Raw genomic sequence first — 16800 nt, forward strand, 5'->3', positions numbered from 1 at the left:
GTTGGCGCCCGCTCGCTGGGCAGGCTGCGAGCGGCGCGGCTCTGCCCTCAGGCGGCCAGCGATGCGTTCAGATCCTGCGCGCGGTAGTACTGGCCAAAGCGGTTGGCCATGAAGTCGCCCAGCTGGATCGACTCTTGCGCAATAAAGCCCTTTTGCGGCAGCACGCCGCTGGCCACCAGGTCCAGCGCGCAGCAGATGCCGGCAGCGGTGGTCAGCTGGATGGCGGTGAGGGCATGGCCGGCCACTGTGGTGCCCACGATACGGGCCGAGTAGGACTCCTGCATCAGACGCTCCCCCTTGTAGCCGGTGGCGCTGGCAAAGATCACGATCACATCCTGGCGCGTGGCGGCAATGGCGTTGTCGAAAATCTCGTTGAGCAGCTCGCGCTTGTCGCGCAGCTTGAGCTCGTTGAGCAGGATCTTCAGGATCGCGCAGTGGCCGGGATAGCGGATGGACTTGTAGTCCACATTGCGCGCCTTGCCGGCCCAGGTTTCTGTCAGGGTGCCCAGGCCACCGCTGGTGTTGAAGGCTTCGTACTCGATGCCATCGAGCGCAAAGGTCTCCAGGCCTTCAAGGGCATGCACGGTCAGCGGCTGGCCATCGACCAAGGCCTCGCAGGGGTTGATGTACTCGTTGATCAGGCCCTCGGTGCTCCAGGTCAGGTTGTAGCGCAGGCTGCCTTGCGGGTAACGGGGCAGCGCACCGACGCGCATCTTCAGGTCGTGCAGGCTGTCGAAATGCTTGGCCACGTCATTGCCGACAATGCCGATAAAGCCTGGCGCCAGGCCGCACTGGGGCATCAGCACGCTGCCGGCCTTGGCGGCGATCTTGCGGATCGCATGGGTGGACTGCACGTCTTCGGTCAGGTCAAAGTAGTGCACGCCATGCGCAGCGGCAACACCAGCCACCTCGATCGCCATATGGAAGGGCAGCGCATTGAGCACCGCGAACTGGCCTTGCACCGCCGGCAGCAGATCACCGCCCTTGCCGATGTGCACTGTCTCCAGGCCCAGCGCCGCAGCCGCCTTGAGCTGTGCCTTGGACTGGTCGGCAATGCGCAGCTGGTAGCCGCCCGCAGCCTGCAGCAGCACCGCCATCGCAAAGCCGATTTTGCCGGCGCCCAGGATGGTCACTTTCTTGTCTGCGGCGATGGCCTTGGCGGAAGTGGCTGGGGCAGCTTGTGCCGACTTTTTGCTGGTTTTGTCGTTCATGGTTGGCTCTCTGATCAGGGTGAATGATGGAGAAATGTTACAGCCAGCACATGTCAAAATGAACATATTAAACCGTCATATTATTTATTTTATCTAGCCATTACGGCAATATTTAACGACATATCAACCAAAATCATGGTTAACCCGTAGATTAATGTGTCAAAAATCAGGGGCTTAGCGCTCGCGGGCACAATGGGCGGCTCGCACTTCCTCCATCCCCTTTTTCCGTTATCCGTATCCAAGCCATGGCCGACTCCGCATCCAACAAAGTTCTTCGTTTTCTGCTGGCACGCGACATCCTCAAAGGCAAGTCGCGCGAAGAGTTGTTGGCCAAGCTGGAGGCCTCGGGGTTCAGCGGCGAGCATGCCGAGCTGTTCATCGCCCAGGCGGAAAAGCGCGTGCTGGCACGCAACCGGCGTTGCGCCGTCATTTCGGCGGTGGTCGTAGCCGTGTTGCTGGGCCGCGTGATCTGGGGGCCCTATGCCAACAACCCCGACATGCAGCTGCTGCTGGGCGTGATGGCCGCCATCTTTGCCGCGGCCGGTTTTTACTTCTGGTTTGTTGCGCGCTGGCAGGCGCCGCTGCCCAAGGCCAGCGCCTCCTGATCACTGAGTCCAGGTTCCGTCGTTTACGGCATCTGCTTAACCGGCTTGCCGTCCACGACTGATCGTCCGCGACTGCCCTGCCCCGCAGCGATGACAAGCGCCTGCAGCAGCGCATCGGGTGCTGCGCGGCGGTGTTGGCGTGTGCTCGCTTGCCGCCAAAAATTGCACCCACCGTCTTCCCCGGCATTGTTCCGCGCCGATAATGCGCTGTCGCGGACATGACATAGATCAAGCCGCGCCTCTCTCCAGCCCATGCGATGGGTCTGCCGGGCTTTGCGGCCCCAGGCCCGCCATCCGCCCGCCCACGGCGATGCAGCGATTCGCATAACTTAATAGTGACAATGGATAAACATAACACGCGACCCGGCTTGGCTTCCAAGGCCTGGCTGCTTCTTCTGGGCCTGTGCCTGCTGGCCTCGGGCCTGTTCTTTGCTGTCTATGGCTACCAGCTGGTGGCGCTGCAGGGCAGTTGGTACTTTCTGATCAGCGGTATTGCGCTGGTCCTCTCCGGCCTGCTGATTGCCGCCGCGCGCCCCGGTGGCGCCTGGCTGTATGCCCTGACCTTGCTGGCAACGGCAGTCTGGGCCCTGGCCGATGTGGGCCTGGATTTCTGGCCCCTGGTCTCGCGCCTGCTGCTGCTGGCCGGCATCGGCATTCTGGTGGCGCTGTCCTTCCCGCTGCTGCGCCGTGCACGCGGCCAGGCCGCTGGCAAAAGCGGCTCCATCGCCATCGCCGGCTTGCTGCTGCTGGGTTGCCTGGCAACCGTGGGCGGCATGTTCCTGCCCCATGCCTCGGTGTCGGCCAAGTCGGATGCGACCGTGCTGCAACCGGTGGCCAAGGGCCAGGCGCCTGCTGACTGGGCGCACTATGGCAGCACGCCAGGCGGCACCCGCTTTGCGGCGCTGGACCAGATCACGCGCAGCAATGTCAAGGATCTGCAGGTGGCCTGGAGCTACCAGACCGGTGATGTGCCAGTGAGCCCTGGCGGCGGCGGTGCCGAAGACCAGCTGACCCCGCTGCAGATTGGCAACCAGGTCTTTGTCTGCACCCCCCACAACAATGTGATCGCGTTGGACGCGACCACCGGCAAGGAACTCTGGAAGACCGAGATCAATGCCAAGCAGAAAAAATGGATGCGCTGCCGTGGCCTGGCCTATTTTGATGCCGCCCAGCCGCTGAGCCAGCCCACGGTGGCCGGCGCAACGCCGGTGCAGGCCGTGAGCGTAGCGCCTGGCGCTGCCTGCCAACGCCGCATTCTGATGAACAGCGTGGCACCTGAGCTGATCGCCCTGGACGCCGACACCGGCGCCTTCTGCGAAGACTTTGGCACCCACGGCCGCGTGGACCTGCGCAACGGCATGGGCAAGGGCGCCGACAAGGGCGAGTACTACCCCACCTCCGCCCCCACCCTGGCCGGCACCACCATCGTGATTGGTGGCCGCGTGGCCGACAACGTCAGCACCGACATGCCTGGTGGCGTGGTGCGTGGCTTTGATGTGGTGAGCGGCGCGCTGCGCTGGGCCTTTGACCCGGGCAACCCCGAGGACCAGGCCGCCCCCGCTGACGGCAAGACCTATGTGCGCTCGACCCCCAACGTCTGGGCACCGATGTCCTACGACCCGCAGTCCAACACCGTGTTCATGCCTGTCGGCAGCGCGGCGGTGGATCTTTGGGGTGTGAAGCACACTGCGCTGGACCGCAAGTACGGTGCCTCGATGCTGGCCGTGGATGCCAGCACCGGTAAGGAAAAATGGGTCTACCAGACCGTGCACGATGACCTCTGGGACTTCGATGTGCCGATGCAGCCTTCGTTTGTGGACTTCCCCGGCGCTGGTGGCAAGACCACGCCTGCGCTGGTGTTCGGCACCAAGGCCGGCCAGATCTTTGTGCTGGACCGCGCGACCGGCCAGCCCCTGACCCAGGTGGAAGAGCGCCGCGTGCCTGCCGGCAAGATCGAGGGCGAGACCTACTCGCCCACCCAGCCCTTCTCGGTCGGCATGCCCAATATCGGCGCTGACGACATGCGCGAATCCGACATGTGGGGTGCAACGCCGTTTGACCAGCTGCTCTGCCGCCTGAAGTTCAAGTCCAAGCGCTACACCGGCCTGTTCACGCCGCCGGGCACCGATGCATCCTTGAACCTGCCCGGCTCGCTGGGTGGCATGAACTGGGGTGGCATCTCGGTCGACCCGACCAACAACTACCTGTTCATCAACGACATGCGCGTGGGCCTGGAAGTGCAGCTGATCAAGGCCGACCCGGCCGATGCCGGCGCCAAGTCCGATGGCAACGAAGCCGCTGCGATCACCAAGCCCGTGCCGCTGGATGGCACGCCTTATGCGATCAACGCCAAGGTGCGTTTCATGTCGCCGCTGGAGATCCCTTGCCAGAAGCCGCCTTTTGGCACACTGACCGCCGTGGACCTGAAGACCCAGCAGATCGCCTGGCAAGTGCCGGTCGGCACCGTCAAGGACACGGGCCCCTTCGGCATCAAGATGGGCCTGCCCATCCCCATTGGCATGCCCACCATTGGTGGCACGATGGCCACGCAAGGCGGCCTGGTCTTTATCGCCGCCACGCAGGATTACTACCTGCGCGCCTATGAAACCGGCACCGGCCAGGAAGTGTGGAAAGCACGTCTGCCCGTGGGCAGCCAGGGCACGCCCATCAGCTACCAGTCGCCGGTGACGGGCCAGCAGTTTGTGCTGGTCTCGGCAGGCGGTGCACGCAACTCGCCTGACCGTGGCGACTATGTGATCGCCTACGCGCTGCCACGCCGCTGATCCGCTTCGGCCTCAGCCGCCCGGTGCAAGACTTCCCGCCAGGGAAGGCCTTCACCGGGCTTTTTCATGCCTGCGCGGGATGCAGGGCATGCGGCCCGAGCGCCGACCAACCCCAAAACTGCCACAGATTTTGATTTGCTATACATTGCATAGCAACAATGCATCGCAAAATTGCATAGTAAATCAGCCAACCGCAGCAGAATCCGGTGTTATCAGCCTTCCACCATGCCACGCATCCAGTCGGGCAGATCCACCGCCTTCTGGCGCGCAAAATCCACCCACAGCACGGTAGCGCCACCGCTGGCGTAGACCTCGCCGGGCGCACCCTGCTTTTCGATGTGGTACCAGGTCTCGAAGGCCGTGCGTGCCGCATCGCTGACATACATCTTGACGACCAGCTGGGCCGGGTACTCGATCTGCCGCAGGTAGTTGCAAAAGCAGTTCACCACCACCGGGCCTTGGCCCGCGCCATGGGGCGTGTCGCGCGTCGAGCGCAACCACTCCACCCGCGCGCTTTCCATGTAGCGAAAATAGACGGTGTTGTTGACATGGCCCAGACTGTCCATATCCCCCCAGCGAACATCCATCAGCGAGTCATGAACCCAGCGTTTGTGGTCAGGCAGCAAGATTTTCATAGACTCGCATCTTACGGTGCGCCCATGAACGCCGGCGACAGCCCCTTGTCGCCGACTTTCACAGGCACAAAGCCCCTGTCTCAGAAATCAGAGCGGAGAAGCACCTAAATCTAGGGCTAACCCTAGGATCAGGGCGGTTACCGCACTGCAACATCCTCATAAAATCCATGGCACTGCATGCAACCCAGACACAGATCTGCCACATGCCTGCCAATCGCTTGAAAAGAATTTGTACGGAGCCCCGATGACCAACGAAGAAATACTGGCCCAATATGGCCCCCGCGAGTCGATGGAGTACGACGTTGTCATCGTCGGCGGCGGCCCAGGCGGGCTGGCCACGGCCATCCGTTTGAAGCAGCTGGCTGCGGAAAAAGGCAGCGATGTCTCCGTCGTCGTGCTGGAAAAAGGCTCTGAGCCCGGTGCGCACACCTTGTCCGGCGCCATCATGGATCCCCGCGCGCTGACCGAGCTGATCCCTGACTGGAAAGCCAAGGGTGCACCGCTGACCCAGCCGGTGACCGAAGACGCGATGGTCTTCCTGAGCGAAAAATCCGGTCTGCGCACCCCCAACTGGCTGCTGCCGCCCTGCTTTCACAACGAAGGCAACTACATCGTGCAGCTGGGCTTTGTCGTCAAATGGCTGGCCGAGCAGGCCGAGGCCCTGGGCGTCGAGATTTTCCCCGGCTTTGCCGCCGCTGAAGTGGTCTACAACGAAGACGGCTCCGTCAAGGGCGTGGCCACCGGCAACATGGGCGTCGGCAAGAACGGCGAGCCCACCGGCGAGTTCCAGCTGGGCATGGAACTGCATGGCAAATACACCATCTTTGCCGAAGGCTCGCGTGGCAACCTGGGCAAGCAGCTGATCGCCAAGTTCAAGCTCGACGAAGGCAAGGACCCGCAGACCTATGGCCTGGGTGTGAAGGAGTTGTGGGAGATCGATCCCCAGCGCCACCAGCCCGGCTTTGTGATGCACACCGCCGGCTGGCCGATGAACAACGACACCTACGGTGGCGCCTTCCTCTACCACCTGGACGACAACAAGGTCACCCTGGGCTTCATCACCGGTCTGGATTATTCCAACCCCTACCTGTCTCCGTTTGAGGAGATGCAGCGCTGGAAGACCCACCCCAACATCCGCTACTACCTGGAAGGCGACGAGTCCAAGGGCATCAAGCCGGCCAAGCGCATTGGCTATGGCGCCCGCGCCATTACCGCCGGCGGCCTGATGAGCCTGCCCAAGACCGTGTTCCCTGGTGGCGCGCTGGTCGGTTGCGATGCCGGTTTCCTGAACGTCAGCCGCATCAAGGGCAGCCACGCCGCCATCAAGACCGGCATGCTGGCCGCAGAAGCCGCCTTTGAAGCCATTGCCGCTGGCCGCCAGGGCGATGAGCTGAGCGCCTACCCGGCTGCGTTTGAGAAGAGCTGGCTCTACGAAGAGCTCAACAAGAGCCGCAACTTCAAGAGCTGGTTCAAGAAGGGCCTGGTCACCGCCTCCATCATGAACGGCCTGGAGCAGTTTGTGCTGCGCGGCAACATGCCCTGGACCCTGCACCGCGACAAGCCCGACCACGCCTACCTCAAGCCCGCGTCGCAATGCAAACCCATCCAGTACCCCAAGCCCGATGGCAAGCTGACCTTTGACCGCCTCTCCAGCGTCTTCATCAGCGGCACCAACCATGCCGAAGACCAGCCCGCCCACCTGACCTTGAAAGATGCCAGCGTGCCGGTGCAGATCAACCTGGCCAAGTACGCAGGCCCCGAGCAGCGCTACTGCCCGGCGGGGGTCTATGAGTTCGTGGCGGACGAAAGCCAGGGCGGCGATGCCCAGCGCCTGCAGATCAATGCGCAAAACTGCGTGCACTGCAAGACCTGCGACATCAAGGACCCGACCCAGAACATCGTCTGGGTAACGCCCGAAGGCGGTGGCGGCCCGAACTACACGGGCATGTAAGCACGGTTCCTAGAACCAACTCCTCGGGTTTCCATGGCAGGGCAAACACGGGCCGGCCCGCCATGGATTGCCGAACTTGGCCGACAAGCACGCCACAGCTGGCGTGCCGACAATGGCCCCATGTTTGTCTGGTTACGCTCCCCACGCTGTTCAGCCCGACACAGGCCCTGCCAGGCCCAGGGCCCGGTGGGGACTGTTCGGTCCCGCCCGTTACTTACAGTGGCCTCTGCACTGTTGGCCAGTCTGCTCTGGGCCCAGGCCAGCATCGCAGCCCCAGCCGCTGCCAGCACAACGCCTGCTGCGCCCAGCAAACGCGCCAAGCGTCCCCCTCCGCCTGTACCACCCAAGGCTGCAGCGCCATCCCCGCCCGCAGCAGCGCCTGCCCCTGCGCCTTTGGTATCGGCCACCGAACTGGATCTGGAGCGTTTTATGGGCCTTTGGTACAAGGCCGCCAAGGTCGAGGAGCCGCAGGATGCCCTGCGCACCCGCGAACGCTATGAGTTTTTGCAGCGCTATGACGGCGGCGTGCGGGTGATCGCCACCTCCTACGATCCGCTCTCCAACCGCTGGGACCGCCGCCAGGACTATATGGCGCCGGTCGATGCCAAGGGCGCGGCACTGAGCAGCCACTACCAGATGCCCATGCCAGTGCATTTCAGCATCAGCCGCTTCGGGCCCTTTGGCGTCAGCTACTACGTGGTGGCGCTGGATCCCAACTACCAATGGGCGATGGTGTCGGGGCCGGGGCCCAAGTCCTTTTCCATCCTGAGCCGCCGCAGCGAGCTGGAACCCGAGCTGCGCGCACCGCTGGAGCAGCTGGCCACGCGCCAGAACCTGCTGAAGGCGCCGCTGCAATGGGCCGTTCCGGACCAGGAAACCGCGCCTCGGTGAATACCCTGGGTGCGCGACAGCGGCGCCTCCAGGGCTTGCGGCAGGCAAAATTCCACGCACAGTTTTATTGCCAGAGCGCTGCATATTTCTCCACCAAACACAGTTTTATTGATCCAGGAAACTATTCCAGGAAATATTTATGCAAGCATACGCCAACTTGCGCAAGCCAGCACAGCTTTTCAGGCAGGGCTGCAACTAGGGCAATCCCATAGATCACAAATGTGTCATCCCATGGGTGGCGGGGTGTAGACTGCTGCTACCTGTTTGCCACCTGTTGTAACAGGGGGCGGATCAAGCAGCAGTGCTGCGGATGCAATTCAACAAATTTGGCGGAGATATACGCATGAAGAAATTGGCTTGGGCCCCTCTGGGCGCCGTGGCACTGGCAATCGCGGCCATCGCGCCCGCACAGGCAGCAGACCAGAAATCGGTGGCCGTGACGGCCATCGTGGAACACCCTGCGCTGGACGCAGTGCGCGACGGCGTCAAGGCGGCACTCAAGGCCGAAGGCTTTGAAGAAGGCAAGAACCTCAAGTGGCAGTACCAAAGCGCCCAGGGCAACCCTGGCACCGCTGCCCAGATCGCCCGCAAGTTTGTCGGTGACAAGCCCGATGCCATCGTCGCGATCGCCACACCATCGGCCCAAGCCGTGGTCGCCGCCACCAAGACCGTGCCCGTGGTCTTCTCCGCAGTGACCGATCCCGTGGCCGCCAAGCTGGTGCCCAGCTGGGAGCCATCGAAGAACAACGTGACCGGCGTGTCCGACCTGCTGGCCCTGGACAAGCAGATGGAACTGCTGAAGAAGGTCGTGCCCAACGCCAAGCGCGTCGGCATGGTCTACAACCCCGGCGAGGCCAACTCTGCCGTGGTGGTCAAAGAGCTGAAGGAACTGCTGCCCAAGCTGGGCATGACCCTGGTGGAAGCAGCGGCTCCCCGCTCGGTGGACGTCTCGAGCGCAGCGCGCTCGCTGGTCGGCAAGGCCGATGTGATCTACACCAACACCGACAACAATGTGGTGTCCTCCTATGAAGCCCTGGTCAAGGTTGGCCAGGATTCCAAGCTGCCGCTGGTGGCATCGGACACCGACTCGGTGGCCCGTGGCGCCGTGGCTGCCCTGGGTATCAACTACCGCGATCTGGGCGATCAGACCGGCCGCATGGTGGCACGTATCCTCAAGGGTGAAAAGCCCGGCGACATCAAGACCGAAGTCTCGACCAAGATGGAGCTGTACGTGAACCCCGGTGCCGCTGAAAAGCAAGGCATCAAGCTGTCCGACGAGCTGGTCAAGTCGGCTGCCAAAGTAATTCAGTGATGGATGCCGCCTCGCCTGTGGCTGTGCAACCCGCGCAGCCCAGGGGGTGACAAGACGCAGCCCCGCCAGAAGCGGGGCTTGTTCGTTATCCAGACCCCATCAGATAAGAAAACTCCATGACCTTATTTTCATTTTTGGGAGCCATCGAGATCGGCCTGATCTTCGCGCTGGTCGCGCTCGGTGTGTTCATCTCCTTCCGCCTGCTGCGCTTTCCTGACCTGACGGTCGATGGCAGCTTCCCCTTGGGCGCTGCTGTCTGCGCCGTGATGATCACCGGTGGCTACAGCCCGTTTCTGGCCACCATCGGTGCCACGCTGGCCGGCGCGATTGCCGGCCTGATCACCGGCTGGCTGAACGTCAAGCTCAAGATCATGGACCTGCTCGCGTCGATCCTGATGATGATCGCGCTGTACTCCATCAACCTGCGCATCATGGGTGGCCCCAATGTGCCGCTGATCAACGACCCGACCTTGTTCAACCAGCTGCAACCCGCCGGCATCGAAGACTATGTGTTCCGCCCGCTGCTGATGTGCGTGATCGTGGTTCTGGCCAAGCTGGCGATGGACTGGTTCTTCCTGACCGAGCGAGGCCTGGCCATTCGCGCCACCGGCACCAATGCCCGCATGGCGCGCGCACAGGGCGTCAACACCGGCGGCATGATCCTGCTGGGCATGGCCGTCTCCAACGGCCTGGTGGGCCTGGCGGGCGCACTGTTTGCCCAGACCCAGGGCGGCGCCGACAGCTCCATGGGCATCGGCACCATCGTGATCGGTCTGGCGGCGGTGATCGTTGGTGAGTCCATCCTGCCTTCGCGCAAGCTGATTCTGGCCACCCTGGCCGTGGTGATTGGCGCCATCGTCTACCGCTTCTTCATTGCGCTGGCGCTGAACAGCGACTTCATCGGCCTCAAGGCCCAGGATCTGAACCTGGTGACGGCCTTGCTGGTCACGATCGCGCTGGTCATCCCCCAGCTCAAACGTCGTTTTGCGAAAAAGCACTGACAAGGAGAGAGACATGCTGAGCGCAAAAGACCTCAAGATCACCTTCAACCCCGGCACCCCGATCGAAACCCGCGCGCTGCGCGGCATGGCGCTGGACATTCCAGCCGGCCAGTTCGTCACCGTCATCGGCTCCAATGGCGCGGGTAAATCGACCTTTTTGAACGCCATCTCCGGCGACCTGATGGTCGACTCGGGCAGCATCGTCATCGACGGTGAAGACATGACCCGCAAGCCCGTCTGGGACCGCGCCCACAGGGTGGCCCGCGTGTTCCAGGACCCGATGGCCGGCACCTGCGAAGACCTGTCGATCGAAGAGAACATGGCCCTGGCGCATGAGCGCGGCAACTTTCGCGGCCTGTCCAAGGCCGTCAAGCAAGCCAACCGTGCGCTCTACCGCGAAAAGCTCGCCACCCTGGGCCTGGGCCTGGAAAACCGTCTGACCGACCGCATCGGCCTGCTCTCGGGCGGCCAGCGCCAGGCCGTCAGCCTGCTGATGGCCGCACTGCAGCCTTCGCGCATTCTGCTGCTGGACGAGCACACCGCTGCGCTCGATCCGCGCACGGCCGACTTTGTGCTCAAGCTCACCGCCCGCATCGTCGATGAAGGCAAGCTGACCACGATGATGGTGACCCACAGCATGCGCCAGGCACTCGATGTGGGCGACCGCACCGTGATGCTGCACCAGGGCCAGGTGGTGCTCGATGTCAGCGGCGAAGAGCGCGCCAAGATGGACGTGCCCGATCTGCTGCAGATGTTCGAGAAGGTGCGTGGTGAAAAGCTCGCCGATGATGCCTTGTTGTTGAGCTGAGCAACACCCGCCTCCTCCCCCAAAACAGCGGAGCCACCCAGGTGGCATCCGCTGTTTTTTTATGCCTGCTGCCAGGCGACTAGCCGCGCAAAAAGCGCCGCAGCGACCAGGCTGCCAGCGCAGGGAACAGCGCAAACACCGCAAACAGCCAGAGCGCCGAGCGGCCCAGCGCTGCCGGGTCGGCCAGCGCAGTCAGCCCCAGCGCATTGGCCACCAGGCCCACCAGCGCAGCACCGACGGCCATGCCATAGAGCTGCACCGTGGTGATACCCGAGGCAGCGCTGTCGGCCTCCTGCGCACTGGCGCTGTGCATGATGGCATTGAGCACATGCGGCCAGGCCATGCCTACGCCCAGACCCAGCAGCGCCAGCGCAATGCCGCAGACCACCAAGGCCGCCATCCCCTGCCAGGGCATGGCCAGCGCCAGCGCCACCAGGCCCAAGGTGCACAGCAGCGGGCCGATCAGCATCAGCGCCCTGCCCGCCCGGCCGCTTTTGCCCGAGAACAGCACCGAGGCCACCGACCAGCCGCCGGCGAGCAAGGCCGTCACATAGCCGGCCGTCAAGGGCTGCAGGCCATGCAGATGCTGCAGCAGATAGGGTACAAACACCTCGGTCATCGTCCCCATCAGCAGCAAGGCGACGGCGGCATAGAGCATGCCCAGCGGCTGGCCCAAGGCCGTGCCACCCTGGGGCAGCAAGCGGCGGCTGGCGCGGCGCTCATGCCAGATCGCAGCAGCACCAGCCAGCAAACCGGCCGCCGCCAGCAGCCATTGCCAAAGCGGCGCCGTGACCACGCTGGCCGCCGCCACCAAGAGCACGGACAGCGCCAGCAGCGCGATCTGCAGGCCGGCAATGCCGCCATCCTGCGCGGGTGTGCTGCGCAGCAGGCGCTGCGGTGCCAGCTGGCGCTGCACCAGCAACATTTGCAGCAGCAGCAAAGGCAGCAAGGCGCCAAAGGCCAGCCGCCAATGGCCGGCCTGGGCAAACAGGCCGCCTACCGCTGGGCCGCTGAGCGTGGCCACACCCCACATGGCTGAGATCAGCCCAATCGCACGTGGCCACAGCGCGGGTGGAAACACCAGCCGGATCAAGGTATAGCTCAGCGCCCCCACCGCGCCACCGCCCAGGCCCTGCACCGCGCGGCCCAGCAGCAGCATGGGCATGGACGGCGCCGTCGCGCACAGCAGGCTGCCCAGGCTGAACACCAGCAAGCCCGCCAGCATGGCACCCCGTGCGCCCCAGCCGGCCAGCATGCGCACCGCCAGTGCGGCGCCGATGATGGAGGCCACGACAAACAAGGTGGTGCTCCAGGCATACCAGGCCAGGCCGCCAATCTCCTGCACCACCGAGGGCAGGATGGTGGTGACGATATGCACATTGATCGCATGCATGGCGACCGCGCCGGTCAGCGCCAGCGCCTTGAGGCCATGGGGCCGGCCCAGCAGCTGGGCCCAGCCAGCCGGCGCTTCGGGCACCGGCACAGCGGCCGGGTTGAGTGACGATGAAGGGGACGATGCCATGCCATTCCTTGTTGTGAAATAATGCAAGCATTGTCTTTGATAATTCCCCAGCCCCAGAAATAAAACAAGCTATTGCTTGTATTAATAAATGCCATCGCTCCCCATCGATCCCTCAGCCACCATGCGCATGCTGGAGGCGCTCAAGCGCCAGGCCCCCGCCAGCACGGCAGACTTGGCGCGCGCACTGCAGATGACGGCCGAGGCCGCCCGCCAGCAGATCAACAAGCTGGCCGACCAGGGCTTGGTGCAGGCCGATCTGCAAAAGCCAGCCGGCGCAGGCCGGCCGCGCCAGTTGTGGACCTTGACCGCTGCGGGCCAGCGTTATTTCCCCGACGCCCATGCCCAGCTCACGGTGCAGCTGATTGGCGCGATCGAAAAGCTGTTTGGCCAGCAAGGCATGGACGGCCTGATCAGCGAGCGCGAAGCGCAATCACGCAGCCGCTACCGCCAGGCCTGCACCGCCCCCGGCCTGCCCGAGCGCCTGGCCCAGCTGGCCGAGGTCCGTACCCAGGAGGGCTATATGGCCCATGTCGAGCCCCACCCGCAAGGCTGGCTGCTGGTGGAGCACCACTGCCCTATCTGTGCAGCTGCGCAAAGCTGCCGGGGCTTTTGCCGTTCGGAGCAGGCGCTGTTCCAGGAAGTGGTCGAAGGCCTGGCTACGCTGGAGCGCAGCGAATACCTGCTCGAAGGCGGCCAGCGCTGCGTTTACCTGGTGCAGCCGCTGTAGCCGCTCAGGCGCAAGCGCTACTGCTGTCGCCCACCGCCTGGGCATCGGTGAGTGGCAGCGCCTGCGGCTTGGCCATGCGCAGGCAGACCAGCCAGGCCAGCAAGGCCAGGCCCGCTGCGCCCCATTGCGCATGCTGCAAGCCCTGGGCATTGGCCTGGCGCAGGGTCTCGGCGCTGGCCCCCTCCAGGCCAGCCAACGGCGCGGCTGCCAGCATCACCAGCAAGGCCAGGCCCAGCGCCGCACCCACCTGCTGCGCAGTAGCCGCCACCCCCGATGCCACGCCTTGGCGCGCCGGCGCAATACCCTGGCCTACCATGACCCACATGCCGGTCCAACTCGCGCCCTGCCCCAGGCTCATCACCACAAAGCCCGGCACCAGCCAGGCATAGTTGCCGGCCAGCGGCAGCACGGCTGCAATCCAGACCATGCCCAGCACACCGGCCGCCCAGCCCCGCAGCAGCACGCTGCGTGTACCCTGCTGCGCCAGGCCGCGCTCGGCCAGGCGTATGCCCCAGGTGCAGACCGCCGTTGGCAGCACAAAGGCCAGGCCGGCCTGCAGCGGGCTCCAGCCCAGCACCTGCTGGAAATACAGACCCAGAAAGTAGTACTGCACGCCATAGCTGCTCATAAACAACATGGCCAGCAGCATGCTGGTCTGCAGGCTGCCCACCCGCAGCATGGCCAGCGGCATCAGGGGGGCGGCCACGCGCGCCTCGGTGCGCCAGAACAGGCCCAGCACGGCCAGCGCCAGCACCAGCAGGCTGGCCGTGCGCAGATCGCCCCAACCCCATTGCGGGCCCTGCACCAGCACGGCCACCAAGGCACTGGCACCCACGGTCACGCTGATGCAGCCCAGCAGGTCAAAACGGCGCTGCGCAGCGGGCACGGCAGGCATCGCCGGCAGGTAGCGGCCTGCGGCCATCGCGCAAGGCCAGGCAATCGGCACCAGCACCCAGAGCACCCAGTTCCAGCCCAAGGTCTGGGTCAGCAAGCCCCCCAGCAAGGCCCCGGCCGCCAGCCCGCCGGCACTGGCCATGCTCCACACCGCCAGCGCGCGGTTGCGCTCAGCGCCAGCGGCATACAAGGTATTGATCATCGACAGGGTGGCCGGGAACAGCAGCGCCGCTGCCACACCCTGCCCGGCACGCGCTGCCACCAGTTGCCAGGGCAGATGCGCAAAGCCGCCAGCGAAGGAGGCCAGGCCAAACAGCGCCATGGCCGCCACATACATGCGGCGCTGGCCCAGCAGGTCCGCACAGCGCCCGGCCAGCAGCAGGCAGCCGCCAAAGGCCACGCTGTAGCCGCTGATGACCCATTGCAGGTGGCGGGCATCGAGCTGCAGCTGCTGGCCCATGGCATCCAGCGCGACAAAGACAATCGTGGCATCAAGCGCAATCAGCAGCTGCGCAAACGACAGCAGGGCCAGCGCGGCGCGCGGATGGCGCAGCACCCCAGCGGGGTGCACAGGTTTTTCAAGGGTCACTTCATCACTCCAAAACATACGAACCTGCAGTGCTGGGGCAGCGCCTGCAGGCGGGTGATGACCGGTCATGGCGACATGGTATTTAAATCAATAACGAAGATAAACAGCAATCTCATCTTTTACTTATGCAAAAATGAATCAATAGTTTGGCAGGAGCAGCCCCATGGATTTGAACGCGGTACAGATGCTGATCAAGGTGGCCGAGCACAAGAGCTTTACCCAGGCCGCCCACTGCCTGGGCACCACGCAGTCACGCATCTCCCGCGCCATTGCCCAGCTGGAGGCCGACCTGGGCACGCGCTTGCTGCACCGCAATACCCGCAATGTGTCCTTGACCCCCGATGGCTGCCTGCTGGTGGACCGCAGTGCCGAGCTGATCGCCGGGCTGGACGATGCCAGGCAGCAGCTGCTGGACCGGCGCTGCGAGCCCACTGGCGTGCTGCGCATGACGGCGCCCTCGGTGCTGGGCCGGGTGGTGCTGACACCCCTGCTCGGCCAGCTGCTGCAGCAGTACCCGGGCCTGCAGATCGAGGCCAGCTTTACCGACCGCCTGGTGGACATGGTGGACGAGGGCTATGACGCCGCGGTGCGCATTGGCCCCCTGCTGGACAGCCGCATGATCGGCCGGCCGCTGCCGCCGCTGCACTGGGTGACGGTGGCATCGCCCGCCTACACGGCCCGCCATGGCCGGCCGCAGAATCTGGACGAGCTGGCCACGCACCGCTGCCTGTCGGTCTACAACCACTACCGGGGTTTTGCCGTGCCCTGGCAGTTTCGCCTGCCCGATGGCAGCACCATCGACTGGCCCGCGCCCCATGCCATCCGCTTTGACAGTGGCGACCCCTTGATCGAAGGCGCGATTGCCGGTCTGGGCGTGGCCCAGGTGATGGGCTTTGCGGTGCGCGATGCGCTGGCCGATGGTCGGCTGGAACGGCTGCTGCCCGCGCTGGAAGGCCGCAGCCGCGAGCTCTCCCTGGTCTACCCGCGCACACGCCATGCCTCGCCTAAGGTGCAGGCGCTGTGCAAGCTGCTGCTGGGGCGCAGCGCCTGGTGATGGCCGCTGGCCGGCGGTCGGCTGGCAGCGATTGTTCAAATCCATGCAACGCTGCGTTCAAACCAGCGGCACCCCAAACCGGCAGCCAAGCCCTACAGTGGATACAGGCGCCAACAACCAATGGCAAGCAGGCGCTCTTCACCGCGGTTGCGGTCCGTATTCAACGATTGAGGAAATATTCACCATGGCTAAAGTTCTGGTTCTCTACCATTCCATGTACGGTCACATCGAGACCATGGCCGGCAAGATCGCCGAAGGCGCAGGCAGCGTGGCAGGCACCGAGGTCGTCATCAAGCGCGTGCCCGAGACCATGCCCCAGGAAGCCTTCCAGGCCGCCGGCGGCAAGGTCGACCAGGCCGCTGCGGTGGCCACGCCCGCCGAGCTGGCCGAGTACGACGCCATCATCTTTGGCACCCCCACCCGTTTTGGCAATATGAGCGGCCAGATGCGCAGCTTCCTCGACCAGACCGGCGGCCTCTGGGCCAAGGGCGCGCTGTCGGGCAAGGTGGGCAGCGTGTTCACCTCCACCGGCACCCTGGGCGGCCAGGAAACCACGGTCACCTCGTTCTGGAACACCCTGGCCCACCACGGCATGGTGATCGTGCCCGCCGGCTTTGGCCTGCCTTCGCAGTTTGACCTGTCGCAGGCCAAGGGCGGCTCGCCCTACGGCGCCGCCACGCTGGCCGGTGCCGATGGCTCGCGCCAGCCTTCCGCCCCCGAGCTGGAACTGGCCTTTGCCCAGGGCGCCAAGGTCGCCGCACTGGCCGCCAAGCTGAGCGCCTGAGCCTCTAGCCGGCCCGGCCGGCTGCAGCCGTCT

The 16800-nt window shown here is 64.5% G+C and carries 14 protein-coding genes; 10 read left to right on the forward strand and 4 right to left on the reverse strand.

Features of this window, described 5'->3' with window-relative positions; all coding sequences use genetic code 11:
* Positions 1 to 47: 47 nt before the first annotated feature.
* Positions 48 to 1211 (reverse strand): saccharopine dehydrogenase C-terminal domain-containing protein, encoded by a 1164-nt coding sequence (locus EDF71_RS05170; protein ID WP_133855548.1) that lies wholly within the window; start codon positions 1209 to 1211, stop codon positions 48 to 50.
* Between the two features lie 245 nt (positions 1212 to 1456).
* Between EDF71_RS05170 and EDF71_RS05175 the strand changes: the two genes are divergently transcribed.
* Both EDF71_RS05175 and EDF71_RS05180 read left to right on the forward strand, forming a co-directional pair.
* On the forward strand, positions 1457 to 1816 hold the full coding sequence (locus tag EDF71_RS05175) for a hypothetical protein (protein ID WP_133855549.1): 360 nt from the start codon (positions 1457 to 1459) through the stop codon (positions 1814 to 1816).
* A gap of 341 nt (positions 1817 to 2157) precedes the next feature.
* On the forward strand, positions 2158 to 4599 hold the full coding sequence (locus EDF71_RS05180) for a membrane-bound PQQ-dependent dehydrogenase, glucose/quinate/shikimate family (RefSeq protein WP_133855550.1): 2442 nt from the start codon (positions 2158 to 2160) through the stop codon (positions 4597 to 4599).
* Positions 4600 to 4811: 212 nt separating this feature from the next.
* Here EDF71_RS05180 and EDF71_RS05185 read toward each other — a convergent pair whose 3' ends face one another.
* Positions 4812 to 5234, reverse strand: a complete 423-nt coding sequence (locus EDF71_RS05185; RefSeq protein ID WP_133855551.1) for a thioesterase family protein — start codon at positions 5232 to 5234, stop codon at positions 4812 to 4814.
* 244 nt (positions 5235 to 5478) lie between these two features.
* On the opposite strand from EDF71_RS05185, the gene EDF71_RS05190 reads away from it, so the two are divergent.
* The 5 genes from EDF71_RS05190 (at position 5479) to EDF71_RS05210 (ending at position 11197) form a co-directional block, all read left to right on the forward strand.
* A complete protein-coding gene (locus EDF71_RS05190) occupies positions 5479 to 7185 on the forward strand; it encodes an electron transfer flavoprotein-ubiquinone oxidoreductase (RefSeq protein WP_133855552.1) in 1707 nt (568 codons plus the stop codon).
* A 120-nt stretch (positions 7186 to 7305) separates the two neighbouring features.
* On the forward strand, positions 7306 to 8076 hold the full coding sequence (locus EDF71_RS25535) for a lipocalin family protein (RefSeq protein WP_279586277.1): 771 nt from the start codon (positions 7306 to 7308) through the stop codon (positions 8074 to 8076).
* A gap of 343 nt (positions 8077 to 8419) precedes the next feature.
* The gene (locus tag EDF71_RS05200; protein WP_133855554.1) at positions 8420 to 9388 is read left to right on the forward strand and encodes an ABC transporter substrate-binding protein; all 969 of its coding nucleotides are present in this window, start codon (positions 8420 to 8422) and stop codon (positions 9386 to 9388) included.
* A gap of 116 nt (positions 9389 to 9504) precedes the next feature.
* Positions 9505 to 10389, forward strand: coding sequence for an ABC transporter permease (locus tag EDF71_RS05205; protein ID WP_133855555.1), 885 nt, complete (start codon positions 9505 to 9507; stop codon positions 10387 to 10389).
* Between the two features lie 13 nt (positions 10390 to 10402).
* Positions 10403 to 11197, forward strand: coding sequence for an ABC transporter ATP-binding protein (locus tag EDF71_RS05210; RefSeq protein ID WP_133855556.1), 795 nt, complete (start codon positions 10403 to 10405; stop codon positions 11195 to 11197).
* A 79-nt stretch (positions 11198 to 11276) separates the two neighbouring features.
* Here the strand turns inward: EDF71_RS05210 and EDF71_RS05215 are convergent, their stop codons facing one another.
* Positions 11277 to 12719, reverse strand: coding sequence for an MFS transporter (locus EDF71_RS05215; protein ID WP_133855557.1), 1443 nt, complete (start codon positions 12717 to 12719; stop codon positions 11277 to 11279).
* Between the two features lie 88 nt (positions 12720 to 12807).
* Between EDF71_RS05215 and EDF71_RS05220 the strand changes: the two genes are divergently transcribed.
* Positions 12808 to 13446 (forward strand): MarR family transcriptional regulator, encoded by a 639-nt coding sequence (locus tag EDF71_RS05220; RefSeq protein WP_133855558.1) that lies wholly within the window; start codon positions 12808 to 12810, stop codon positions 13444 to 13446.
* Between the two features lie 4 nt (positions 13447 to 13450).
* Here the strand turns inward: EDF71_RS05220 and EDF71_RS05225 are convergent, their stop codons facing one another.
* On the reverse strand, positions 13451 to 14929 hold the full coding sequence (locus EDF71_RS05225; protein ID WP_243854180.1) for an MFS transporter: 1479 nt from the start codon (positions 14927 to 14929) through the stop codon (positions 13451 to 13453).
* A gap of 163 nt (positions 14930 to 15092) precedes the next feature.
* Between EDF71_RS05225 and EDF71_RS05230 the strand changes: the two genes are divergently transcribed.
* The gene (locus EDF71_RS05230; RefSeq protein ID WP_133855560.1) at positions 15093 to 15983 is read left to right on the forward strand and encodes a LysR family transcriptional regulator; all 891 of its coding nucleotides are present in this window, start codon (positions 15093 to 15095) and stop codon (positions 15981 to 15983) included.
* A 184-nt stretch (positions 15984 to 16167) separates the two neighbouring features.
* Positions 16168 to 16767, forward strand: a complete 600-nt coding sequence (gene wrbA / locus EDF71_RS05235; RefSeq protein ID WP_133855561.1) for an NAD(P)H:quinone oxidoreductase — start codon at positions 16168 to 16170, stop codon at positions 16765 to 16767.
* Positions 16768 to 16800 lie beyond the last annotated feature (33 nt).

Source organism: Comamonas sp. JUb58 (assembly GCF_004364775.1).
Lineage (GTDB): Bacteria > Pseudomonadota > Gammaproteobacteria > Burkholderiales > Burkholderiaceae_C > Comamonas.